Source organism: Nocardiopsis sp. FR4 (genome assembly GCF_009830945.1).
Lineage (GTDB): Bacteria > Actinomycetota > Actinomycetes > Streptosporangiales > Streptosporangiaceae > Nocardiopsis.
Genome location: NZ_ML776457.1, coordinates 21,973 through 43,326 on the forward strand (window position 1 = coordinate 21,973; position 21,354 = coordinate 43,326).

General features: G+C 73.5%; 21 protein-coding genes. 9 read left to right on the plus strand and 12 right to left on the minus strand.

What is annotated here, in order from left to right:
* Positions 1-432 precede the first annotated feature (432 nt).
* From FYW95_RS04345 to FYW95_RS04365, 5 genes are all read left to right on the plus strand, one after another.
* The gene (locus tag FYW95_RS04345; RefSeq protein WP_159944844.1) at positions 433-1,038 is read left to right on the plus strand and encodes a TetR/AcrR family transcriptional regulator; all 606 of its coding nucleotides are present in this window, start codon (positions 433-435) and stop codon (positions 1,036-1,038) included.
* Positions 1,039-1,319: 281 nt separating this feature from the next.
* A complete protein-coding gene (locus tag FYW95_RS04350; RefSeq protein ID WP_159944843.1) occupies positions 1,320-2,396 on the plus strand; it encodes an enoyl-CoA hydratase/isomerase family protein in 1,077 nt (358 codons plus the stop codon).
* Between the two features lie 122 nt (positions 2,397-2,518).
* Positions 2,519-3,829, plus strand: coding sequence for a GAF domain-containing protein (locus FYW95_RS04355; RefSeq protein WP_159944842.1), 1,311 nt, complete (start codon positions 2,519-2,521; stop codon positions 3,827-3,829).
* Positions 3,830-3,907: 78 nt separating this feature from the next.
* Positions 3,908-5,431, plus strand: a complete 1,524-nt coding sequence (locus FYW95_RS04360; RefSeq protein ID WP_159944841.1) for an acetaldehyde dehydrogenase ExaC — start codon at positions 3,908-3,910, stop codon at positions 5,429-5,431.
* Entirely contained in the window at positions 5,431-5,817 is a 387-nt protein-coding gene (locus FYW95_RS04365; protein ID WP_159944840.1) for a DUF779 domain-containing protein, read from the plus strand. Before FYW95_RS04360 ends, FYW95_RS04365 begins: the two co-directional genes overlap by 1 nt.
* Positions 5,818-5,984: 167 nt before the next feature.
* Here the strand turns inward: FYW95_RS04365 and mnhG are convergent, their stop codons facing one another.
* The 6 genes from mnhG to FYW95_RS04395 are packed head-to-tail and all read right to left on the minus strand — an operon-like array spanning position 5,985 to position 12,768.
* Complete coding sequence (gene mnhG / locus FYW95_RS04370; RefSeq protein WP_159944839.1) at positions 5,985-6,368, minus strand: monovalent cation/H(+) antiporter subunit G; 384 nt, start codon at positions 6,366-6,368, stop codon at positions 5,985-5,987.
* A complete protein-coding gene (locus tag FYW95_RS04375) occupies positions 6,365-6,724 on the minus strand; it encodes a monovalent cation/H+ antiporter complex subunit F (RefSeq protein WP_159944838.1) in 360 nt (119 codons plus the stop codon). Before FYW95_RS04375 ends, mnhG begins: the two co-directional genes overlap by 4 nt.
* Positions 6,721-7,338, minus strand: a complete 618-nt coding sequence (locus FYW95_RS04380; protein ID WP_159944837.1) for a Na+/H+ antiporter subunit E — start codon at positions 7,336-7,338, stop codon at positions 6,721-6,723. The genes FYW95_RS04375 and FYW95_RS04380 overlap by 4 nt, the downstream gene beginning before the upstream one ends.
* The gene (locus FYW95_RS04385) at positions 7,335-8,993 is read right to left on the minus strand and encodes a Na+/H+ antiporter subunit D (protein WP_201294679.1); all 1,659 of its coding nucleotides are present in this window, start codon (positions 8,991-8,993) and stop codon (positions 7,335-7,337) included. The genes FYW95_RS04380 and FYW95_RS04385 overlap by 4 nt, the downstream gene beginning before the upstream one ends.
* 2 nt (positions 8,994-8,995) lie before the next feature.
* A complete protein-coding gene (locus FYW95_RS04390; RefSeq protein ID WP_159944835.1) occupies positions 8,996-9,826 on the minus strand; it encodes a Na(+)/H(+) antiporter subunit C in 831 nt (276 codons plus the stop codon).
* Positions 9,823-12,768 (minus strand): Na+/H+ antiporter subunit A, encoded by a 2,946-nt coding sequence (locus tag FYW95_RS04395; protein WP_159944866.1) that lies wholly within the window; start codon positions 12,766-12,768, stop codon positions 9,823-9,825. The genes FYW95_RS04390 and FYW95_RS04395 overlap by 4 nt, the downstream gene beginning before the upstream one ends.
* A gap of 247 nt (positions 12,769-13,015) precedes the next feature.
* Between FYW95_RS04395 and FYW95_RS04400 the strand changes: the two genes are divergently transcribed.
* From FYW95_RS04400 to FYW95_RS04410, 3 genes are all read left to right on the plus strand, one after another.
* A complete protein-coding gene (locus FYW95_RS04400) occupies positions 13,016-13,492 on the plus strand; it encodes a MarR family winged helix-turn-helix transcriptional regulator (RefSeq protein ID WP_159944834.1) in 477 nt (158 codons plus the stop codon).
* 141 nt (positions 13,493-13,633) lie between these two features.
* The gene (locus FYW95_RS04405) at positions 13,634-14,290 is read left to right on the plus strand and encodes a ClpP family protease (RefSeq protein ID WP_159944833.1); all 657 of its coding nucleotides are present in this window, start codon (positions 13,634-13,636) and stop codon (positions 14,288-14,290) included.
* Positions 14,290-14,910: a ClpP family protease gene (locus FYW95_RS04410; RefSeq protein ID WP_159944832.1), complete on the plus strand. Its 621-nt coding sequence runs from the start codon at positions 14,290-14,292 to the stop codon at positions 14,908-14,910. Before FYW95_RS04405 ends, FYW95_RS04410 begins: the two co-directional genes overlap by 1 nt.
* A gap of 94 nt (positions 14,911-15,004) precedes the next feature.
* Here FYW95_RS04410 and FYW95_RS04415 read toward each other — a convergent pair whose 3' ends face one another.
* A complete protein-coding gene (locus FYW95_RS04415; protein WP_159944831.1) occupies positions 15,005-15,397 on the minus strand; it encodes a helix-turn-helix domain-containing protein in 393 nt (130 codons plus the stop codon).
* Between the two features lie 549 nt (positions 15,398-15,946).
* Between FYW95_RS04415 and FYW95_RS04420 the strand changes: the two genes are divergently transcribed.
* The gene (locus FYW95_RS04420; RefSeq protein WP_159944830.1) at positions 15,947-16,213 is read left to right on the plus strand and encodes a GlsB/YeaQ/YmgE family stress response membrane protein; all 267 of its coding nucleotides are present in this window, start codon (positions 15,947-15,949) and stop codon (positions 16,211-16,213) included.
* A 70-nt stretch (positions 16,214-16,283) separates the two neighbouring features.
* On the opposite strand, the gene FYW95_RS04425 is transcribed toward FYW95_RS04420, so the two are convergent.
* The 5 genes from FYW95_RS04425 to FYW95_RS04445 all read right to left on the minus strand — a co-directional run bounded on the left by FYW95_RS04425 (position 16,284) and on the right by FYW95_RS04445 (position 21,282).
* Positions 16,284-17,192 carry a Gfo/Idh/MocA family protein gene (locus tag FYW95_RS04425; protein WP_159944829.1) on the minus strand — a complete coding sequence of 303 codons (909 nt, stop codon included), beginning with the start codon at positions 17,190-17,192 and terminating at the stop codon, positions 16,284-16,286.
* Positions 17,193-17,301: 109 nt separating this feature from the next.
* Complete coding sequence (gene galK / locus FYW95_RS04430) at positions 17,302-18,459, minus strand: galactokinase (RefSeq protein ID WP_370462433.1); 1,158 nt, start codon at positions 18,457-18,459, stop codon at positions 17,302-17,304.
* Positions 18,456-19,412 carry a UDP-glucose 4-epimerase GalE gene (gene galE / locus FYW95_RS04435; protein WP_159944828.1) on the minus strand — a complete coding sequence of 319 codons (957 nt, stop codon included), beginning with the start codon at positions 19,410-19,412 and terminating at the stop codon, positions 18,456-18,458. Before galE ends, galK begins: the two co-directional genes overlap by 4 nt.
* Positions 19,409-20,491 (minus strand): galactose-1-phosphate uridylyltransferase, encoded by a 1,083-nt coding sequence (gene galT / locus FYW95_RS04440; RefSeq protein WP_159944827.1) that lies wholly within the window; start codon positions 20,489-20,491, stop codon positions 19,409-19,411. The genes galE and galT overlap by 4 nt, the downstream gene beginning before the upstream one ends.
* The gene (locus tag FYW95_RS04445) at positions 20,488-21,282 is read right to left on the minus strand and encodes a DeoR/GlpR family DNA-binding transcription regulator (protein WP_159944826.1); all 795 of its coding nucleotides are present in this window, start codon (positions 21,280-21,282) and stop codon (positions 20,488-20,490) included. The genes galT and FYW95_RS04445 overlap by 4 nt, the downstream gene beginning before the upstream one ends.
* Positions 21,283-21,354: the final 72 nt, after the last annotated feature.

The following is a 21,354-nucleotide window of genomic DNA, read 5'->3' on the forward strand; positions in this document are numbered from 1 at the left end:
CAAGTGTGGCTGGGGGGGCGGGAATTCCGCCGTCGGCGCGGCGCCGAAAGCGCGCCCGGCGTGCTTTCGGCGCCGCGCCGACCCCTTGAACTCTCAAGAAACTGAACTATTTCCAGGAAGATGTTCAATAAGAGATGACCAGAAAACGGGTATCCGACCCCAGGCATATCCGTCGTGGGGAGGGAACCCATTCCTGGTGGGTGTTCTCCCCGAAGCGGAAGGCGGTTGTCGGACGCGGACTGGTCTGCAATAAAATTCCGGGCCAACCGGTACGACCGCACGGGCCCCGTCCTGTGCCCCGCGGTCGTGATCCCCACACCAACAGGACAGACGACTTCCCGCTCTCCCGGTTCCACGGCGCGTTTCAGGACTACCGTCCCAATGGTCCCGCGTACCAGAAAGAACCGGGTTCCCACTCGATAGGGTCGCCTCATGCACCACCCCCCGGACACGCTCCACGCCCGCAAACGCCGCAAGGCCCGGGCCATGATCGTGTCAGCCGCCTTCCAACTCTTCGCGGAGCACGGGTTCGACAACGTCACGGTCGCCCAGATCGCCGAACGTGCCGAGGTCGGCCGGACCACCTTCTTCAGGTACTTCGGCGACAAACAACAGGTGCTGTTCGCCGATGACGCTGCCGAGACCGAACGCATGTGCGCCCATGTGAGGGAGAACGCCGACCGCCCGGTGGGCGCGGACCTGCCCGCCGCACTCGAACTCCTCCGGGGGGCGGGCGCCGCCGTCAGACCGCACACCGCGCTCTCACCCGCGCACTCCGCCGTGCTCACGCGCCTGCTCCGGGAGAGCGCCGACCTGCGCTCGCGTTACCTGCTCACCCGCCAGCAGCGGGCGAACCGGCTCGCGGGCGCCCTGGTGGAGGCGGACACCGCCGAGAACGTCGCCGTGCTCGCCGCCCACACCGCGATGGCCTGCGAGCTCACCGCCATGCGTCTGGCGGAGACCCCGGAGGTCTTCCCCGTCCGCCTGGAGGAGGCCCACGGCCTGCTGCGCACCCTCGGCGATCGGACGGCCTCCTGACCCAGGCCCCGGTCCCCCCGCTCCACCCACGCGCCGGGCGCGGGTGCGCCCGGCGCGCCTCCGCCCCTGCCCGCGCACGCCGGGTCGGCGGCGCTTCCGCCGGGGCGCCGTGACCGCCGGGGCCGGGGACCTGGGAGGATCGTCGCTGAACCGCCGAACCGCCGAACCGCCGAACCGCCGAACCGCCGAACCGCCGAACCGCCGAACCGCGCGGCCGGACCCGACCCCCGGGAGGAAAGCGTGAACCCGATCCCCGCCGCCGTCCGCCGAGGGGACCTCTGATGCCCGCCGCCGCGTCCGGGGACGGCGACACGGTCCTGGCCAGGGTCCGGGGCCGCCTCGGCCACCTGACCCTGAACCGCCCGCGCGCCGCCAACGCCCTCGACCACGCCATGGTGCGCCGCCTGCGCGCGGCCCTGGACGCCTGGGCGGACGACGACGCGGTCGCCGCGGTCCTCCTCGACGGGGCCGGGGAACGCGGCCTGTGCGCGGGCGGCGACATCCGCGCCATCCGCGCCAGCGCCCGGGAGGGCGGACGCCTGGCGGCGGCGTTCTGGCGGGACGAGTACCTCCTCAACGCGCGCGTGGCCCGCTACCCCAAGCCCTACGTCGCCATCATGGACGGCGTGGTCATGGGCGGCGGCGTGGGCGTGTCCGCGCACGGCTCGGTCCGGATCGTCACTGAGCGCTCCGCGGTCGCCATGCCCGAGACCGCCATCGGGTTCGTGCCCGACGTGGGCGGCACCTTCCTGCTGTCCCGCGCTCCCGGCCAGACCGGAACCCACCTGGCGCTCACCGCCGAGCCGGTCGGCGCGGGCGACGCCCTGTACCTGGGCCTGGCCGACCACTTCGTGCCCTCCGAACGCCTCGCCGACCTCACGAGCGCGCTCACCGGCGCCGCCACCGCGGCCGAGGCCGCCGCGGCGGCGGAGCGGTTCGCCGAGCCCGCCCCGGCCCCCGCGCTGGAGGCCCACCGGCACTGGATCGACGCCTGCTACGCCGCCGACACCGCGGAGGAGGTCGTGGCCCGGCTGCGCGAGCACGGCGATCCCGAGGCCGCGAAGGCGGCCCGCGCCATCGCCGGAAAGTCGCCGACCTCGGTCAAGGTGACCCTGGCCGCGCTGCGCCGGGCCCGGGAGCTGCCCGGGCTCGCCGAGGTCCTGGAGCAGGAGTACCGGGTCTCCTGCGCGGCCCTGTCCTCGCCCGACCTGGTGGAGGGCGTCCGGGCCCGGGTGGTCGACAAGGACCGCTCGCCCAAGTGGGTCCCGGACACCCTGGAGGCGGTCACCGACGAGGACGTGGCCCGCCACTTCGCCCCCGCCCCGGACGGGCCCCTGGGCCTGACCGCCGCGGGATAGCGGCGGGCCCTCCCGGCGGCCGGAACACGGAGAACCCCTTGTCAGGAGGGGCGTGTCCGGTTTCAATCAGGGTTTGGCGGTTCCTCGCGTGGTCCGCCGTCGGCGAGGCGGAGGGAGCGCGCATGTCGGGGGCCTGGAACGCGTGGGCGTGGGACGCCGACCCCGAGGCGGTGCGCCGGGACGTGGCGGTGGCCCACGAGCGCTTCACCGGCTCCGGCCGGGTCAGCGGCCGGGTCCGCCCCGTCGTGGGCGACTCCTGGCAGCGCAGCGCCCTGCACGGGGTGGACCCCGACACCACCGTGCCCCGGATCGAGCTCACCGGGTCCGCCCTGCGCGACTACCGCGAGGCGCACCCGCTGGCCGCCGTCATGCCGCTGCTGAGGCGCCTGCTCCTGGACACCGCGCCCGGCCCCCAGATCGTCGCGGTCGGCGACGCGGCGGGGCGGCTGCTGTGGGTGGAGGGCGACGCCCGGCTGCGCGGCGGCGCCGAGGACATGCTCTTCGTGGAGGGCGCCAACTGGCACGAGCGCTCGGCCGGGACCAACGCGCCCGGGGTCGCGCTCGCCCTCGACCACGAGGTGCAGGTGTTCGCCAGCGAGCACTTCGCCCGGTGCGCCCAGCCCTGGAGCTGCTCGGCGGCACCCCTGCACGACCCCGGCACCGGCGCCCTCCTCGGCGTCCTCGACATCACCGGGGACAACCACCTCGCCTCACCGCAGGCGCTGGCCCTGGTCCGCGCCGCCGCCACCGCCGCCGAGATGGAACTGCGCGCCCTGCGCGCCGGCGACCGCGGGCCCGTCCCCGGACCGCCGTCGCGCGGACGGCGGGGGGAGGCGCCGACCGCACCGCGCTCCGACGCGGCGCCCGCCCGTCTGCGGGTGCTGGGCCGCGACGGCGCCCGCCTCACCCTGGACGGGCGGGACCTGGAGCTGAGCGCCCGCCACGCCGAGATCCTGCTCCTGCTCGCCCGCGCCCCGCGCGGGCTGACCGGCGAGGCGCTCGGCGCCCGCCTGCACGAGCGCGACGCCGCCCCGGTCACCGTCCGCGCCGAGGTCTCGCGCCTGCGCCGCCTGCTGGGCCCCGGCCTGCTCGACTCGCGCCCCTACCGCCTGTGCCGCCCGCTGGAGACCGACGTCGACGAGGTGTGCCGCCACCTGGCCCGGGGCCGGTACCGGAGCGCCCTGGAGGCCTACGCCGGGCCGGTGCTGCCCCGCTCGGAGGCGCCCGGGGTGGCCGAGGTCCGCGACGCCCTCCAGGCCGAGGTGTGCGAGGTCCTCGGCGCGGGCGCTCCACCGGACGTGCTCCTGGACTGGGTCGAGCACCCCGAGTGGCGCGAGGACCCCCGGGCGCTGGCCGCGGCCCTGCGCGCCCTGGACCCCGGCTCCCCGCGCCACGCCGCCCTGCGCGCCAGGCTGCGCTGGCTCGGCGGGTGAGGACGCCCGCGCGCAACGTGGTCGCAACGTCGCCGTGTCTAGCGTCACCCCTGTCCCTGCCGAGGAGAGGAGACCCCGATGGCGATCTACGCACCCCCTGGCCAGCCGGGCAGCGTCGTCGAGTACGCGCCCCGCTACGACAACTGGATCGGCGGCGAGTGGGTGAGGCCGGTCCGGGGGCGGTACTTCGAGAACCCCACCCCCGTCACCGGGCGCACCTTCACCGAGGTCGCCCGCAGCGGCGCCGAGGACGTGGAGCTGGCCCTGGACGCCGCGCACGGCGCCGCCCCCGCCTGGGGCCGCACCTCCGCCGCTGAGCGGGCCCTGGTCCTCAACCGGATCGCCGACCGGATCGAGGAGAACCTGGAGCGGCTCGCCGTCGCCGAGTCGTGGGAGAACGGCAAGCCCGTCCGCGAGTGCCTGGCCGCCGACCTGCCGCTCGCCGTGGACCACTTCCGCTACTTCGCCGGGGCGATCCGGGCCCAGGAGGGGCACACCTCCCAAATCGACGGCGACACGGTCGCCTACCACTTCCAGGAGCCCCTGGGGGTGGTCGTCCAGATCATCCCCTGGAACTTCCCCCTGCTCATGGCCACCTGGAAGCTCGCACCCGCGCTGGCCGCCGGGAACGCGGTCGTGCTCAAGCCCGCCGAGCAGACCCCCGCCTCGATCCTGCTGCTCGTGGAGCTGGTCGCCGACCTGCTGCCGCCCGGCGTGGTCAACGTCGTCAACGGCTTCGGCGTGGAGGCGGGCAAGCCGCTGGCCAGCAGCTCCCGCGTGCGCAAGGTCGCCTTCACCGGCGAGACCACCACCGGGCGCCTCATCATGCAGTACGCGTCGGAGAACCTCATCCCGGTCACCCTGGAGCTGGGCGGCAAGAGCCCCAACATCTTCTTCGCCGACGTGGCCGCCGCCAACGACGCCTTCTACGACAAGGCTCTGGAGGGCTTCGCCCTCTTCGCCCTCAACCAGGGGGAGGTGTGCACCTGCCCCTCCCGGGCGCTGGTCCAGGACGCCGTCTACGACCGCTTCATGGGCGACGCCCTGCACCGGGTGGGCCTGATCCGGCAGGGGAACCCGCTGGACACCGCCACCATGATCGGCGCCCAGGCCAGCAACGACCAGCTGGAGAAGATCCTGTCCTACATCGACATCGGGCGGAAGGAGGGGGCGAAGGTGCTCACCGGCGGGGAGCGGGCCGACCTCGGCGGCGACCTGTCCGGCGGCTACTACGTCACCCCGACCGTCTTCGAGGGCCGGAACAGCATGCGGATCTTCCAGGAGGAGATCTTCGGCCCGGTGGTCTCGGTGACCCGCTTCGACGACTACGACGACGCCCTCAGGACCGCCAACGACACCCTGTACGGGCTGGGCGCGGGCGTGTGGTCGCGCGACGGCAACACCGCCTACCGGGCGGGCCGCGACATCCAGGCGGGCCGCGTGTGGGTGAACAACTACCACGCCTACCCGGCGCACGCCGCGTTCGGCGGGTACAAGCAGTCCGGGATCGGCCGGGAGAACCACAAGATGATGCTCGACCACTACCAGCAGACCAAGAACCTGCTGGTCAGCTACTCCGACAGGGCGCTGGGGCTGTTCTGATGGACGACTCCGACCGCGGTCGGGCGGAACGGGTGGCCGTCACCGGGGCGGCGGCCGCCCTCCTGCGCGACCTGCGGGCCGAACACGGGCCGCTCATGTTCCACCAGTCCGGCGGGTGCTGCGACGGGAGCTCGCCGATGTGCTACCCGGCGGGGGAGTTCCGCACCGGCGGGTCGGACGTCCACCTGGGAGACCTGGACGTCGGCGCTCCCGAACCGGTGCCGGTGTGGATGTCCCGCGCGCAGTTCGAGGTGTGGAGCCACACCCACCTGACCATCGACGTCGTCCCCGGGCGCGGATCGGGCTTCTCCCTGGAGGCGCCCACGGGCAACCGCTTCCTCATCCGCTCCCGGCTCATGACCGACGACGAGGCCGGGCACCTGTGAGCCCCTCCGGCCGCCGCGGCCCCCGGGCCCGGCGGCCGGAACGGGCTGAGGCCTGTTGTGCGAGCCGGGCTTCAGCCATGGGGGCGTTCGGGCGCCCGCGGGGTTCCCGCGCTTCGAGGCGCCTGAACGCGGACCGGAGCGAAGCGGAGGCCCGAAGCGGGCACGGCCTAGCGCTCCTCGTCGGCGGGCCGGGCCTCCAGGCGTTCGGCCAGCTCGTCGCGGGCCAGGGACTCCTCGTCGATGCGCCCGGTCCGGTAGCCCACCCGCGCGGTGATGTGCCCGGCCACCGGGATGGTGACCATCTGGAAGAGCCCGACCAGCACCAGCGTTCCGACGCTGAACACGTTGGTCTCCACCGGCACCAGCCGCAGACCGATCCCCACCAGCACCAGCAGCAGGCCCAGGATCTGCGGCTTGGCCGCCGTGTGCATGCGCGAGAGCAGGTCGGGGAAGCGGATCAGCCCCACCCCGGCCACCAGGGAGAGCATGGCCCCGGCCAGGATGCACAGGAGCGCCGCCCAGTCCAGCACGGCGATGAGCTGCTCGCTCACGAGGCCTCCCCCCTCTCGGGCCGCTCGGACCCGGGTACCGCGTCGGTGGGCGTCGCCGAGGTCGGATGCGTGTCGGTGGGCGGGGCGATGTGCTCCTGCTGCATGCGCCGGGCGACGAACTTGGCGATGCTGACCGAGCTGACGAAGCCCAGCAGGGACAGCGCCAGCAGGGTCGGCAGCACGGTGGGGTCGCGGTGGAAGGCCGCGTAGGCCCCCGCTCCGGTCAGCGCGGAGGCGACCAGCACGTCCACCGACAGCGCCCGGTCCAGGATGCTCGGACCCATGACCATCCGGGCCACGCCCGCCAGCGCCGCCACGCCCAGCATGACGCCGACGGCGATCCACAGGACGTTCACGCGCCCCCCTTTCGTTCGAGCTCCTCGGGTCCGCCCGCGCGCAGCGCGGCGATGTCCTCGTGGGTGCCCAGAGCCATGACGAAGCGCTCCTCCAGCGTCCACACGTCCCGGCGGCCCTTCTCGATGGTCCGGTCGCTGTCCGCGCCCAGCATGTGCACGTACAGGATCCGCTCGGGCCGGTTGATCTCCGCGATCAGGGTGCCGGGGATGATCGAGGCGGCGATCGCCGTGGCCACCATGGTCAGGTCCGAGTCGGTGCGCATCCGCACCGCCACCACCGAGCTGCGCACCCGTCCGGGGCGGAAGGTCAGCACGGTGACCTGGAAGCTGGCGACGGCCATCTCGGTGAGCACGTGCACGATCAGCCGGACGAGGTGCACCGGGTGGAAACGGGGCCCCGGAGTGATGGGCGGCAGCGGGAACAGCACCATGATCACCACCGACACCAGAAAGCCCAGGACCAGTAGGCCCAGCGACTCCCGCCGGAGCTGGAAGCCGTCGAAGAGCAGCATCCACACCAGGGTCATGCCGAGTGCCATCGGCAGCTGGACCTTGCCCAGGCGGCGCCGCAGCCCCGTCAGGCCGATCCTCTTCCTGTCCCGCGCGTCGATCACCGGTGACCTCCGAGAACCGCGTCGATGTAGGGGGTGCGTGACTGCAGTTCCACCGCCGCCTCCGACGAGTACCCGATGAGCGGTCCCGCGAACACCGTCAGGAGGAGCCCGAGGACCACCAGCGCCACCGTGGCGCCGACCATGGTCCGGGGCAGGACGACCGAGGTGACCACCGGGGTGGTCGCGGTCGAGGAGTAGCGCAGCCGGGAGGAGGGGCCGACCGCCTCACCGGGGCCCAGGGCCGCGGTGGAGGGCTCGTCGGTGTCGGCGTCCTCCAGGACGGTGCCCGGTTCGGCCACAATGCCCTCCGAGGGCGAGCGCCAGAACGCGTAGCTCCACACCCGGGCGATGACGTACAGCGTGAGCAGGCTCGTCAGCACCGACGCGCCCACCAGGGTGTAGGCCAGCGGGGTGCCCGCGGCCACGCCCGCCTGGAGCAGGCCGACCTTGCCGAGGAAGCCCGACAGGGGCGGGATCCCGCCCAGGCTCATCGCCGGGACGAAGAACAGGACCGCCAGCACCGGCGCGATCCGTCCCAGGCCGCCCAGCTGGTCCAGGGACGTGGAGCCGCCCCGGCGTTCGATCAGCCCGGTGACCAGGAACAGCGTGGTCTGCACCGTGATGTGGTGCGCGACGTAGAACACCGCGCCCGTCATGCCCTGCTCGCTGCCCAGGGCCACGCCGAAGACCATGTAGCCGATGTGGCTGATGAGGGTGAAGGACAGCAGACGCTTGATGTCGGTCTGCGCGACCGCGCCCAGGATGCCCATGATCATCGTCGCCAGAGCCACCCACATCAGCAGGCCGTTGAGCTGTTCCCCGGGAAAGAGCAGCGTCTGCGTGCGGATGATCGCGTACACGCCCACCTTGGTGAGCAGGCCCGCGAAGACCGCGGTGACCGGCGCTGGCGCCGTGGGGTAGGAGTCGGGCAGCCAGGCCGCCAGCGGGAACACCGCGGCCTTGATGCCGAAGGCGAACAGCAGCACGATCTGCAGGGTCGCCTTCAACTCGGTGGACAGCTCCGGCAGCCGCTCGCCGAGCTGGGCCATGTTCACCGTTCCGGCGGCGCCGAAGACCAGCGCGATGGCGATGAGGAACAGCACCGAGGACACCAGCGACACCACCACGTAGGTGGCCCCCGCCCGCATCCGGGCCTGGGTGCCACCCAGGGTCAGCAGCACGTAGCTGGCGGTCAGCAGGATCTCGAACCCGACGTACAGGTTGAACAGGTCACCGGCCAGGAAGGCGTTGGACACGCCCGCCACCAGGATGAGGTAGGTCGGCTGGTACACCGACAGGGGCGCCACCTCGGCCTTGCCCGCCATGCCCTGGCCGATGGAGTACACCAGCACGGCCAGCGTGATCGCCGCCGACACCGTCACCATCAGCGCGGAGAGCCGGTCGGCGACCAGGGTGATGCCGATCGGCGCCTCCCAGCCGCCCACCTGCACGACCTGCGGGCCGTGCGCGTGCGCGCCCAGCATCAGCGCGAAGCCGATGACCAGCACCAGGGCCAGGGCGATCACGCTCAGCGCCTGCTGCAGGCGCGGCCACCGGATGCCCATGGCGAGCTTCACGCCGGCCGCGAACAGCGGGAGCACCACCGGCAGGGGGATGAGGTAGTGCAGGAGGCCCGCGAGGTAGTCCACGATCATGGTCACTCGTTCCCTTGCAGGTCGCTGTCCTCCGCCCGGGCCAGGCGCTCGCGCTCGACCCGCATGGTCTGGCGCGCCCGGCGCCGCTGGGCGCGGACCCGGCGGCGCAGCTCGCGCCACAGCTCGCGCTCGGCGGCGCGGTCGGCCCGGCGGTGCTCGCGCAGCCGCTTGCGCCCCAGCCGGATCCGCGCGCGCAGTTCCTGGACCTGGACGGTCATGCTCTCGGCGCGGTCGCTCAGGCGGCGCATGGTCTCCTGGGAGCGCTCGTCGGGGTCGTGGTCCTCGGCCTCCAGCTCGTAGCGGGCCAGCTCGGCCCGGGCCCGGGCGATCTCGGCCTTGATCCGGGCCTGCTCGGCCAGCTCACGGGCGTCGGCGACGGCGATGCGGGCCTGCAGCTCCGCGCGCTGGCGGCGGATGTCGGCCTGGAGCCTGCGCCGTTCCTTGAGGTAGCGCTGGCGCACCGCGCGCCGCCCCTCGTCCTGGGCGATCCGCAGGTCCTCGACGTCGTCCTGGACCTCGTCGTTGCCCTCCAGCTGCCAGCTCCGGTAGGCCATGGCCAGCAGGAACGCGGTGACGCCGAGGGTGATGACGATCGCGGTCAGGATCATCGCCTGCGGCAGCGGGTCGGTCATCTCCTCCGGGTCCGTCAGCCACATGACCGGCGGGCCGCCGGGTTCGCCGGCCATCGCCAGGATCATGAGGTTGACGCCGTTGCTCAGCACGATGAAGCCGAGCAGGACCCGGGTCAGACTGCGCTCCAGCAGGAGCACGACGCCCACGGCGACCAGGACCCCGACCACGATGACGATGAGCAGGCTGGGGGACTCACTCACGAGATGACCTCCTCGGCGCGTTCGGACGCCCCGGCCCCGCCCTGTGCCCCTACACGCGCGGAGTCCCGTTCGATCTGTTCGTCGATGCGGGCGCCGAGGCTGCGCAGGATGTCCAGGATCAGCCCGATGACCAGCAGGTACACGCCGAAGTCGAAGAGCAGGGAGACCGTGACGTGTGCCTCGCCCAGGATCCACAGGTCGATGTAGGCGTGGCCCCCCGCGAGGACGTCGGTGCCGAAGACGGCGCCGCCCAGCGCGGTGCCGGTGGCCACGGCCAGTCCGGCGCCGATCAGAGCTCCCGGCTGCACCCACGCGGTGGCGTACAGCTCGAAGCGGCCCCCGGCCAGGTAGCGGACGATGAACGCCAGCCCCGCGACGATGCCGCCCGCGAAGCCGCCGCCGACCGAGCCGTGCCCGGTCAGCAGCAGGTACACCGAGATCACCATGACCACGGGGAAGAGGAAGCGCGAGACCACCTCGAAGATGACCGACCTGCGCTCGGTGGGCAGGGCGTCGGCTCCGGGCAGCCATGTGTGCCGCCACCGGGGCCGGATGTGCGCGCTGCGCGGGGCGATCCGGACCCCGCCCAGGTCCACGTCGCCGTCGCCGCGCTGCGGTGCCGTGGTGAGCGACAGGGCCATGACCCCGCCCGGGGCCTTGCGCGGCTGCGCGCGGCGGCGCACGAACATCAGGCTGGCCACACCGGCCGCCGCCGCGGCGAGCACGGAGATCTCGCCCATGGTGTCCCAGGCGCGGACGTCGACGAGCAGGACCGAGACGATGTTGTAGCCGCCCGCCTCCTCGGCCGCGGCGGGGTAGTCCTCGGCGATCGAGGGTTCCGTGCGGCCCGCCAGGGCGAACCAGGTGAGAGAGGCCACGACGACCCCGGTGGCCAGGCCCAGCGCCAGGTTCCACACCCGCCTGCCGCGCAGGGCGGGTGCCGAGAAGCGCGGGGGGAAGCGGCGCAGCACCAGGACGAAGACCACCAGGCTGACGGTCTCCACCAGGAACTGGGTGAGCGCGATGTCGGGCGCGCCCATGACGTAGAAGAGGGTGGCGACGCCGTAGCCGCCGGTCCCGACGAGGACCACCGCGAACAGCCGCCGCCGCACGAAGAGCGTCAGCAGGGCGGTGACGACGATGGCGACGCCGGGGATGATCTGCACCGGGGAGTCCCACGGGCGCGGCGGCGGGTGGTCGCCCTCCCAGAGCCGTCCGCCGACCATCCACCACCCGGCGGCCACGACCAGGGCGATGAGGATGGTGCCGAGGTAGACGGGCAGCGAACCGCGCTGGGTGCGGCCGGTCACCTGGAGGGCCACGTCCTCCAGCCAGGCGAGCATGCGCCGGTAGACCCGGTCGGCGTCCGGCAGCGCCGTGCGGTTGCCCAGCCACACCACCTGGTGGCGGAGGAGGAACAGCACGAGGCCGCCGCCCCAGCACACCGCCGACAGCAGCAGGGGCAGGCCCAGGCCGTGCCACAGCGCCAGGTGCTCGGCCTTCTCGCCCGGGGCGACGGGCACGGTGTCGGCGTACACGGCGAGGAGGGGGTCGAGCAGTCCGGAGAGGGGGCCGCCCAGGAGGCCGAGCCCGGCCAGCAGGAGGCCGGGCGCCTGGAACAGCGGACCGGGCTCGTGCACCGGGGTGGGGGAGGCGCCCTCCTTGACGGAGAAGGCGCCCCACAGGAAGCGCAGGGTGTAGGCGACCGTGAAGCACGTGCCTACCACGAGGCCGGCCAGGACCGCGGTGTCGGCGCCGCCGCCGTGCTCGAAGGCGCCGAAGGCGAGTTCCTTGGCGGCGAACCCGAGGGTGGGCGGCAGGCCCGCCATGGAGGCCGCCGCCAGGACCGCCGTCCAGAAGGTCACCGGCATGGACGTGCGCAGCCCGGACAGTTCACGCAGGTCGCGGGTGCCGGTGCTGTGGTCGATCACGCCGACCACCAGGAACAGCGGCGCCTTGAACAGCGAGTGCGCGACGAGCATGGAGATCCCGGCGACGGCACCGGCCTGGGTCCCCGCGCCGAACAGGGTGATGAGGAAGCCGAGCTGGCTGATGGTGCCGTAGGCCAGCACGAGCTTGAGGTCGTACTGGCGCAGCGCCTTCCACCCGGCCAGGACCATGGTGACCGTGCCGAAGGACAGTGCCGTGTAGTGCCACACGGCGGCGTCGTGGAAGGCGGGGGCGAGCCGGGCCACCAGGTAGACGCCCGCCTTGACCATGGCCGCGGCGTGCAGGTAGCCGGAGACCGGCGTGGGGGCGCGCATGGCCGCGGGCAGCCACAGGCTGAACGGCAGGAGCGCGGACTTGGACATCGCGCCGACCATGACCAACGCGAGCGCGACGTCGACCGCGGTGCCGCCGGGCGGCGCGGCGGTGATCTCGGAGATGACGTAGGTCCCGGCGGCCTCACCGAGCAGGATCATGCCCACGAGCATCGTCAGACCGCCGAAGGTGGTGACGGTCAGGGCCGTCATGGCCGCCCGCCTGCTCTCCTTGACCTCGGTGCTGTGTCCGATGAGCAGGTAGGAGAAGACCGTGGTCAGCTCCCAGTACACGAAGAGCTGGATGAGGTCGTCGGCCAGCACCAGGCCGAGCATGGCCCCGGCGAAGGCCACGAAGACCCCGGCGAAGCGCCCGAGGCCGGGCTCGGAGTCGGTGAAGTAGCGGGCGCAGTAGACCAGGATCACCGCGCCCACGCCCGCGGCGATGAGCGTCATGACCAGGCCCAGGCCGTCCATGTGCAGGCCGAGCCGGAGCGAGAACTCCGGGGCCCACTCCGCGGAGGAGGAGAGCGCCTCGCCGCCCAGCACGGCCGGCAGCTGGAACAGGGCCCACACGGTCGACAGCCCGGGGACCACGGCCAGGGCGAGGAAGGCGCCCCGGCCCCACTGGCGCACGAGTAAGGGCGCGATCGCAGCCGCGACGAAATGCGCGATCAGCACTGTGGTCAATACGCCCTCCCGGACCGGTCCGGGCCCGTCCACCCCCGGACGGACGTCCGCTGCCCCCCGGCGGCGGTCCGTCCAGCCTCCGACCGGATCGGTGGACGGGGTGTCGCTGCGGTCCTGAGGGGGCAGGGAACCATGTGAACTTGCGTGTACAAGCTATTTAATAGTTAAGCTACACAAACGTCAAACCACTGCGCGGCCGACAATCCGTGCGTCGAGCCCAGCCTGCGAGGACCGTTTCGTGCCCGACGAGACCCACGAACCCCGTGCCGACCGGCACGGTGCCGAGCTTGAGGAGTTCCAGCGCGCCTGGACCGAACTCATCAACGCGGCGATCCACGCCCGTTTCCGCGGCGGCCACGGCCCGCGGGGAGCCGAGGGGCTCACCCTCACGCAGACGCTCCTCATGGAGGCCGTGCGCGGGATGGAGGCGCCCAGCGTCGGCGCGGTCGCCCAGATTGTCGGTGTTTCCTCTCCTTCCGCCACACGCATGATCCAACAGCTGGAGCGCAAGGGCATGTTGGCGCGCCGTCGGTCCGAACGTGACGAACGCAGCACGGTGGTGGCCGTCACCGAGGAGGGCGAGCGGGTCCTCGCCAGCCTGCGCCGGGAGCGCGAGCACAAGCAGCGGCGGCTCTTCGAGGCCATCGACCCCTCGCTGCGCCCCCTGTTCATCACCCTCCTGCGCGACCTGCGCGAGGCCGTGGACGAGATCTGAGCGACCGCCCCGGAGCCCCTCTGCCGTGGGCAGATCTGCCCCGGGCCGAAAACGTGGCGCCCGCCGGGGCCGCCGCCGCAGGCTGGAACCACCGGCCGGGCGGGCGAACGCCCCGCCCCGTGGCCGGATGAGGGAGGTTCCATGGCGATCAGACAACGGCTCGCGGAGGAGGGCCCCGGCGGCGCCTTCGACGACCAGCTGGCCGCGCGCCTGCTGCGCAGCCGCATCGTGCTCCTGGGCACGCAGGTGGACGAGACCAGCGCCAACCGCGTGTGCGCGCAGATCCTGCTGCTGGCCGACGAGGACCCGCGCAGGGACATCACGCTGGCGATCAACAGCCCGGGCGGGGTCATCTCGGCGGGGCTGGCCATCTACGACACGATGAACTTCGTCCCCAACGACGTGTCCACCCTGGTCATGGGCTTCGCGGCGAGCATGGGCCAGTTCCTGGCCTGCGTCGGCGCCCCGGGCAAGAGGTACAGCCTGCCCCACGCGCGGATCATGATGCACCAGCCCTCGGGCGGGCTGGGCGGGACCGCGGCGGACATCGCCATCCAGGCCGAGAACCTGGCGCACACCAAGCAGACCATGGTGCGGCTGATCGCGCGGCACACCGGTCAGTCCGAGGAGACCATCGCGCGGGACCAGCACCGCGACGCCTGGTTCACCGCCCAGGAGGCCAGGGAGTACGGGTTCGTGGACCACGTCGTCTCGTCCGCCGCCGAGATGAACGGCAGCGGTCTGAGGCTGGGCGCCAGCGCGCCCGGGTTCGCCACGCGCGCGGGGGGAGAGCACTGATGAGCGGTCGTTACACGGTTCCGATGGTGGTGGAGCGCACCCCGCACGGCGAGCGGTCCTTCGACGTCTTCAGCAGGCTGCTCTCGCAGCGGATCGTGTTCCTGGGGACGCCGATCGACGACGACGTCGCCAACGTGGTCATGGCCCAGATGCTCCACCTGGACTACGAGTCCAGCGAGAGCGACATCCAGCTCTACATCAACTCCCCGGGCGGCTCGGCCACCGCACTGACCGCGATCTACGACACCATGCGCTTCGTGCGCGCGGACGTGGCCACGGTGTGCATGGGCCAGGCGGCCTCAGCGGCGGCGGTGCTGCTCGCCGCGGGCGCGCCCGGCAAGCGCATGGCGCTGGAGCACGCCCGGGTGCTGCTGCACCAGCCGTCCGCCGAGGGGCAGGGGGTCGCCGCCGACCTGGAGATCCAGGCCGAGGAGATCATGCGGATCCGCGCCCAGGTGGAGGAGATCCTGGCCCGGCACACCGGGCAGACGCAGGAGCGGCTGCGCGCCGACACCGACCGGGACAAGATCTTCACGGCCGAGCAGGCCAGGGAGTACGGCCTGGTGGACGGGATCATCACCACCCGGGAGGTCGCCCCGGCGGCCCGGAGCGCGGCCTGACGGTGTTCTCCGGGCCTCCGCTTCGCCTTGGCCCGGGCGGGTCCGCGGGGGGCGTACCCCTCGCGGACCCGCCCGGCGCGGGCGGCCGGGGGCCTCAGGCGGCCAGGGACAGCGCCTGGGCCCGGGGCGCGGGAGCGGCGACGGAGGGCGAACCGGCCCGGCGGTACTCGCCCAGCGAGGTGCCGGTCCGCCGGGGGCCGCCCAGCACGCTGCGCTCGTACAGGGCGCCCAGGACGTCGGACATGCTCAGGCCGAGGGAGCGGTAGACCGCGGCGAGCACCTCGGAGGAGGCCTCCTTGCGGCCCCGCTCGATCTCGCTCAGGTAGGGCAGCGACACCTGGGCCTCCTCCGCCACCTCGCGCAGGGTCCGGCCCTGCTCGGTCCGGGTGCGCCGCAGCAGGTCGCCGATGAGGTCGCGCATGAGGGGCTCCTCCGGCTCCCGGCCACCCGTGCGGGCCTCCTCCAGGGAGCGTAGGACGTCGGTCATCGGGGCCTCCCGTCTGGCGGTCTTTGCCCGCGAGCCTACGCCGGGGCGGGCCCGGAGGGGGAGGGGGCCGCGGGTCTTCTGCGCAGGGCAGAAGGGGCGCGCCCTCCCGACGACGTGTCAGCCGGAAGGGGCCTGAGGGAATGCCCGCGTGGAAATGTCCGAAAGGCGGGTATGAGGTGGTGTTGCTCAGTATTCTGCCCGCACGGCTGGTACTCCCGGGCTCCCCGGGATCCCGGAGCATGCCCCGGTGTTCTCCAGCCATAGCTCTCCTCGGAGGTCCCCGTGTCCGTTCCCCCTCTCCGCGTCTTCTCCCGGTCCGACACGTTCGCGTGCGCGCACGCGGAACCGGCGGGCTGGTCCTGGATCCGCTGATCCGCTGATCCGCGGCTCCGGCGGGCACCGGCGCACACCGGAGGGAACGCGCCGGGGCGGGGGAGAGGGGCGGGGCAGCCAAACGGCGTCGAAGGTTCGGCCCCGGCGAGACCCGGGCGTGTTTTCCCTCTGGCGCAGCGGGAAGTAGGGGGTTGCGTCTACATCCGGAGGAACCCAATGGAGATCACCGGAATCATCACCGCGATCATCGTCGGTCTGATCATCGGCGCGCTGGGGCGCCTCGTCGTCCCGGGCAAGCAGCACCTGCCGATCTGGCTGACGCTGGTCCTGGGTATCGTGGCCGCCTTCGTGGGCGGCTGGATCGCCAGCTTCTTCACGTCGTTCTGGCTCTTCGTCCTCATCGTGCAGGTGCTGGTGGCCGCCGCGATCGTCTACTTCGCGGACGGCTTCTACGCCAGGAGCGCCAAGGGCCGGACCGCGTAGCGGTTCCGCCCCGCCCCGCCCCGCTCCGCCCCGCTCCGGGCCGCCGGGCCCTCCCGGCGGCCCTGTCCGCCTATCCGGCGGCCACGTCCACGGTCCGCCCGGTGGCCAGCGAGGACTCGGCGGCCTCCAGCACGGCCACCACGTCCCGGCCGAAGCGCACGTCGCACGGGTCGCCGACCGTACCCTCCACCTGGGCCAGAAGCCGGTCGACCGCCGAGGTGAAGGCCGCGACGGGACCCCGGTCGCCGCTGGGGACCGGGACCCAGCCCCGCTCTCCGTGCAGGACCACCTCGAAGGCCCGCTCCGCCGGAGCGGCGTCCAGCGTCACCGCGAAGGAGCCGACCGCGCCGCCCGCGTGCCGGGTGAGCATGTGCGTGGTGCCCCTCGGCCCCGCGAGCGCGCTCACCCTGGTGACGGGGCCGAGCACCGGCAGCACCTGGGAGAGCACGTGCGGGCCCACATCCCACAGGCCGCCCTTCTCCCTGCGCCAGGGGGAGGCGCCGTAGGGGTTGCCGGGCTCGAAGATCGACGCGAACAGCGTCGCCCGCACCCCGTGCCAGCCCCCCTCGGCGGCGGCCGAGTCCAGGAACTCCGTCACGTTGTCGGAGAAGCGGTTGGTGAAGAACACCACCGAGGCCAGGCCGCGCCGCCCCGCCTCGGCGGCCAGGGCGTCGGCCGCGGCGGTGGTCAGCGCCACCGGCTTGTCCAGCAGCAGGTGCCTGCCCGCCCGCGCCGCGCGCAGCGCGAGTTCGGCCTGCACGTCCGGCGGCAGGGCGACGGCCACGGCGTCCACCTCCGCCAGGAGTGCGTCCACCTCGGTGTGGGCGCGGGTCCCGTACCGCTCCGCGAGCGCGGCGGCCTTGGCGGGGTCGCGCCCCCACACCCCCGCCAGGGCGGCGCCGGGGTGCGCGTCCAGTGCCGCGGCGTGCGTCTCCGCCGCCCAGTAACCCGTGCCCAGCAGTCCGAACCTGAGGCCCATGCCATACTCCTTCGCTCCGCGCCGCCGCTGTCGGCCATTCTCCATGGAAACGCTCCCACGGACGGAGGCGGCCCCGGTCCCCGAGGGTGGCCCCGTCTCCCCGGGGCGGTCAGGCCAGCCGCCGGGCCCCCGCTGAGGGCAGCGCCCCGAACGCCTCCGGCGCGGAGAAGCCCCGCTCCCGGTAGGCCTCCCGGACCGCCTTCGCGCACACCTCCACGCGGTCGGACTCCACCAGGGCGACCACGCACCCGCCGAAGCCGCCGCCGGTGATCCGCGCCCCCAGGGCGCCCGCGGCCAGCAGGGCCTCCACCGCGGTGTCCACCTCCGCGACGCTGACCTCGTAGTCGTCGCGCAGCGAGGCGTGGGAGGCGGTGAGCAGGGGCCCCACCGCGCGCAGGTCCCCCGCGCGCAGCAGGTCCACCGCGCGCAGCACCCGCGCGTTCTCGGTCACCACATGGCGCACCCGGCGACGGGACACCTCGTCGGGCAGGGCGTCCAGCGCCGCCGCCAGGTCCCCGACGTCGCGCAGGGCCGCCACCCCCAGGGAACGCGCGGCCGCCTCACAGGAGCGGCGCCGGTCGGCGTAGTGGCCCTCCACCAGCCGGTGCGGGGCGCGGGTGTCCACCACCAGTACGGTCAGTCCCCGCGCCGCGGGGTCGAAGGGCACCTGCACGGCCTCCAGCGACCGCGTGTCCATGAACAGGGCGTGGCCCTCGGTCGAGAGCATGGACGCGGACTGGTCCATGATGCCGCAGGGCATGCCCACGAAGTCGTTCTCCACCCGCTGGGCCAGCCGGGCCACCTCCGCGGGCGCGAGAGCGGCGCCGTGCAGCTCGGCCGCCGCCATGACGGTCGCGCACGAGAGCGCGGCCGAGGAGGACAGCCCCGCGCCGGTCGGGATGGTGCTGTCCACCAGCAGGTCCAGCCCCGTCACCGGGTACCCCTCCTCGTGCAGCACCCACAGGGCGCCGCAGGGGTAGGCGGCCCACCCCCGGACCCGGCCGGGGTCCAGGTCGGCCAGCGCCACATCGTGCGCCTCGGGGGACTGCCGGGAGCGCAGCCGCGCCGTGCCGTCCGACCGCGCGGAGGCCGCGGCGGTCAGCGTGTGCGGCAGGGCGAAGGGGAGCACGAACCCGTCGTTGTAGTCGGTGTGCTCGCCGATGAGGTTGATTCGCCCCGGCGCGGTCCACACCCCCCGGGGACCGGCTCCGAAGGCCGCGCGGAAGGCGTCGCCCAGGCCGTCCACCCGCCGTTCCGTCCCGCTCACCGCTCCTCCCGGCGGGCGAACTCCCACGCGTCGGCCACGGTCCGGTCGAGCGTGCGCACGGGTTCCCAGCCCAGCTCCCGCCGGGCCCGGTCGTTGGCGGCGACCAGCACGGCCGGGTCGCCCGGACGGCGGGGGGAGTCGACCACGGGCACCGGGCGGCCGGTGACCCGGCGGACCGCCTCGATCACCTCGCGCACGCTGTGCCCGCCGCCGGTTCCCAGGTTGTGGACGCGGAAGGCGCCCGGCCGCACGTGCTCCAGGGCGCGCAGGTGCGCGTCGGCCAGGTCGGCCACGTGCAGGTAGTCGCGCACCGCCGTGCCGTCCGGGGTCGGGTAGTCGGTGCCGAACACCCGCGCGTGCTCGCTCTCCCCGGCGGCCACCTTCAGCAGGTTCGGCACCAGGTGCGTCTCGGTCTCGTGCCGCTCGCCGAAACCCAGGAAGGCCCCGGCCACGTTGAAGTAGCGCAGGCTCACCGCTCCCAGACCGTAGGCCTGCGACCACGACTCCAGGAGGTGGTCGGCGGCCAGCTTGGTGGCGCCGTAGGGGTTGGTGGGCACCGCCGGGTCGGTCTCGCGCAGCGGCGCGCGGGAGGCGGGCTCGCCGTAGGTGGCGGCGCTGGAGGAGAACACCAGCCGCCGCACCCCGTGGCACAGCGCGGCCTCCAGCAGCGCCAGCGTCCCCGACACGTTGGTGCGCCAGTACAGCCCGGGGCTCCGCACCGACTCGCTGACCAGGGACTTGCCGGCGAAGTGCAGGACGGCCTCCACCGACGGGTCCAGGACGTCGGAGGCCTCGTGCAGGTCGGCGACCACCAGCCGGGCCCCGTCGGGTACGGCGTCGCGGTGCCCGGTCGACAGGTCGTCGAGCACGGTCACCTCGTGCCCCTCCTTGAGCAGCAGCGCGGTGACCACGCTGCCCACGTACCCGGCGCCGCCGGTGACGAGCAGTTTCACGGTGCGGCCTCCCGGAGGCGCTCGGCGATGGTCTCGGGCGCGACGTCGCTGATGAACACGCCCATGCCGGACTCGGTTCCGGCCAGGTACTTGAGCTTGTCCGCGGCGCGCCGCACCGAGAACAGCTCCAGGTGCAGGCGGGCCAGGTCGCGCCGTTCGCGCACGGGCGCCTGGTGCCAGGCGGAGATGTAGGGCAGCGGCGCGTCGTAGAGCGAGTCGAAGCGGCGCAGCACGTCCAGGTACAGGCGGCCGAAGTCCTTCCGCTCCGCGGCGGAGAGCGCGGGCAGGTCGGGCACCCGGCGGTGCGGGTACAGGTGCACCTCCACCGGCCAGCGCGCCGCGGCCGGGACGAACGCCGTCCAGTGCTCGGTGCGCGCGACCACCCGTGTCTTGGCCTCCTGCTCGGCGCGCAGGACGTCGCCGAACAGGTCGCCCCCGGTGCGCGCGCGGTACTCCTCGGCGGAGTCGAGCATGCGCAGGGTGCGCGGGGCCACGAAGGGCAGCGCGTAGATCTGCCCGTGCGGGTGGTGCAGGGTCACCCCGATCTCCGGGCCCCGGTTCTCGAAGCAGTACACCTGCTCCACGCCGGGCATCGCGGACAGCGCGCGGGTGCGGTCGATCCAGGCCTCCATGACCGTGCCCGCCCGCTCGGGGCCCAGGTCGGCGAAGGAGGCGTTGTGGTCGGAGCCGAAGACGAGGACCTCGCAGCGGCCCGCGCCCACCCGGCGGGAGGGTTCCAGCTCGCCGACGTCGGACAGGACCCGCCCGTCGTCGGCGACCAGCGACGGGAAGCGGTTCTCGAAGGCCACCACGTCGTAGGAGGGGTCGGGGATCTCGGTGTGCCGCCCGTCCGCCGAGGGGCACAGCGGGCAGTCGTCGCTGGGGGGCAGGTGGGTGCGCCCCTGGCGGTGGGAGGCCACGACCACCCACTCGCGCAGCAGCGGGTCGAAGCGCATCTCCGAGCCGGTCGCGGACGGCGGCAGCCCGCGCTGGTCGGGGACGGGCCGCCGGACGGTGTCGCCCTCGTCGAAGTAGACGATCTCACGCCCGTCGGCCAGGCGCGCGGAGGTCCTCCTCATTCCCCCTCCTCCCGGGGCGGGACGTCGGCGACCACCAGGCGGCCCACGTGTTCGGACAGGGTCTCCCGCACGGCCGGGTCGGCGCCCGAGTCCGTGACCAGCACGTCGCAGCGGTCCAGCGGCGCGATGGTGCTGATCCCCACGGTGCCCCACTTGCTGTGGTCGGCGGCCACGACGAGGCGGGCGGCGGCCTCCACCAGGGCACGGTTGGTCTCGGACTCCATGAGGTTGGGGGTGGTGAACCCGGCGCGCTCCTGCATGCCGTGCACCCCCAGGACGAGGGTGTCCAGGTTGAGGCCGCGGATGGAGGCGAGCGCGAGCGGGCCCACGAGCGCGTCGGAGGGGGTGCGGAAGCCCCCGGTGAGCGCCACGGTCTGGTCGGGCCGGGCGGCGCGGTGGAACACCTCGGCCACCCGCAGGGAGTTGGTGACCACCGTCAGGCCGGGGGTGTCGGCCAGGTACTCGGCGACGGCGGCGGTGGTGGTGCCCGCGGACAGGCCCACGGCGGTGTGCGGTTCGACCAGCTCGGCCACCGCCCGGGCGATCGCGTGCTTCTCGTCCGCCTGGCGGGTGGACTTGGCCTCGAAGCCCGGCTCCTCGGTGCGCGCGCTCTCCGGGGCGACGGCGCCGCCGTGCACCTTGCGCACCTCTCCCCGGTTCTCCAGGGCGTCCAGGTCCCGCCGCACGGTCATGTCCGACACCGCGAGGCTCTCGACGAGGTCGGCGACCCGGACGGCTCCGGCGCGCCGCACCTGTTCGAGGATCAGCTCCTGCCGTTGTGCGGCCAGCATCCGCCCCCCTGGGTGGTGGAAAATGTTTCTTCTTGTTGGAAACAGTGTGTCATGTTCCGGATCGGTGTCAAC

Coding starts and splice junctions, on each gene's coding strand:
- FYW95_RS04345 (WP_159944844.1), top strand. CDS start 433: ATGCACCACCCCCCGGACACGCTCCACGCCCGCAAACGCCGCAAGGCC.
- FYW95_RS04350 (WP_159944843.1), top strand. CDS start 1,320: ATGCCCGCCGCCGCGTCCGGGGACGGCGACACGGTCCTGGCCAGGGTC.
- FYW95_RS04355 (WP_159944842.1), top strand. CDS start 2,519: ATGTCGGGGGCCTGGAACGCGTGGGCGTGGGACGCCGACCCCGAGGCG.
- FYW95_RS04360 (WP_159944841.1), top strand. CDS start 3,908: ATGGCGATCTACGCACCCCCTGGCCAGCCGGGCAGCGTCGTCGAGTAC.
- FYW95_RS04365 (WP_159944840.1), top strand. CDS start 5,431: ATGGACGACTCCGACCGCGGTCGGGCGGAACGGGTGGCCGTCACCGGG.
- FYW95_RS04385 (WP_201294679.1), bottom strand. CDS start 8,993: ATGATCGTGGACTACCTCGCGGGCCTCCTGCACTACCTCATCCCCCTG.
- FYW95_RS04405 (WP_159944833.1), top strand. CDS start 13,634: ATGGCGATCAGACAACGGCTCGCGGAGGAGGGCCCCGGCGGCGCCTTC.
- FYW95_RS04410 (WP_159944832.1), top strand. CDS start 14,290: ATGAGCGGTCGTTACACGGTTCCGATGGTGGTGGAGCGCACCCCGCAC.
- FYW95_RS04415 (WP_159944831.1), bottom strand. CDS start 15,397: ATGACCGACGTCCTACGCTCCCTGGAGGAGGCCCGCACGGGTGGCCGG.
- FYW95_RS04420 (WP_159944830.1), top strand. CDS start 15,947: ATGGAGATCACCGGAATCATCACCGCGATCATCGTCGGTCTGATCATC.
- FYW95_RS04425 (WP_159944829.1), bottom strand. CDS start 17,192: ATGGGCCTCAGGTTCGGACTGCTGGGCACGGGTTACTGGGCGGCGGAG.
- galT (WP_159944827.1), bottom strand. CDS start 20,491: ATGAGGAGGACCTCCGCGCGCCTGGCCGACGGGCGTGAGATCGTCTAC.
- FYW95_RS04445 (WP_159944826.1), bottom strand. CDS start 21,282: ATGCTGGCCGCACAACGGCAGGAGCTGATCCTCGAACAGGTGCGGCGC.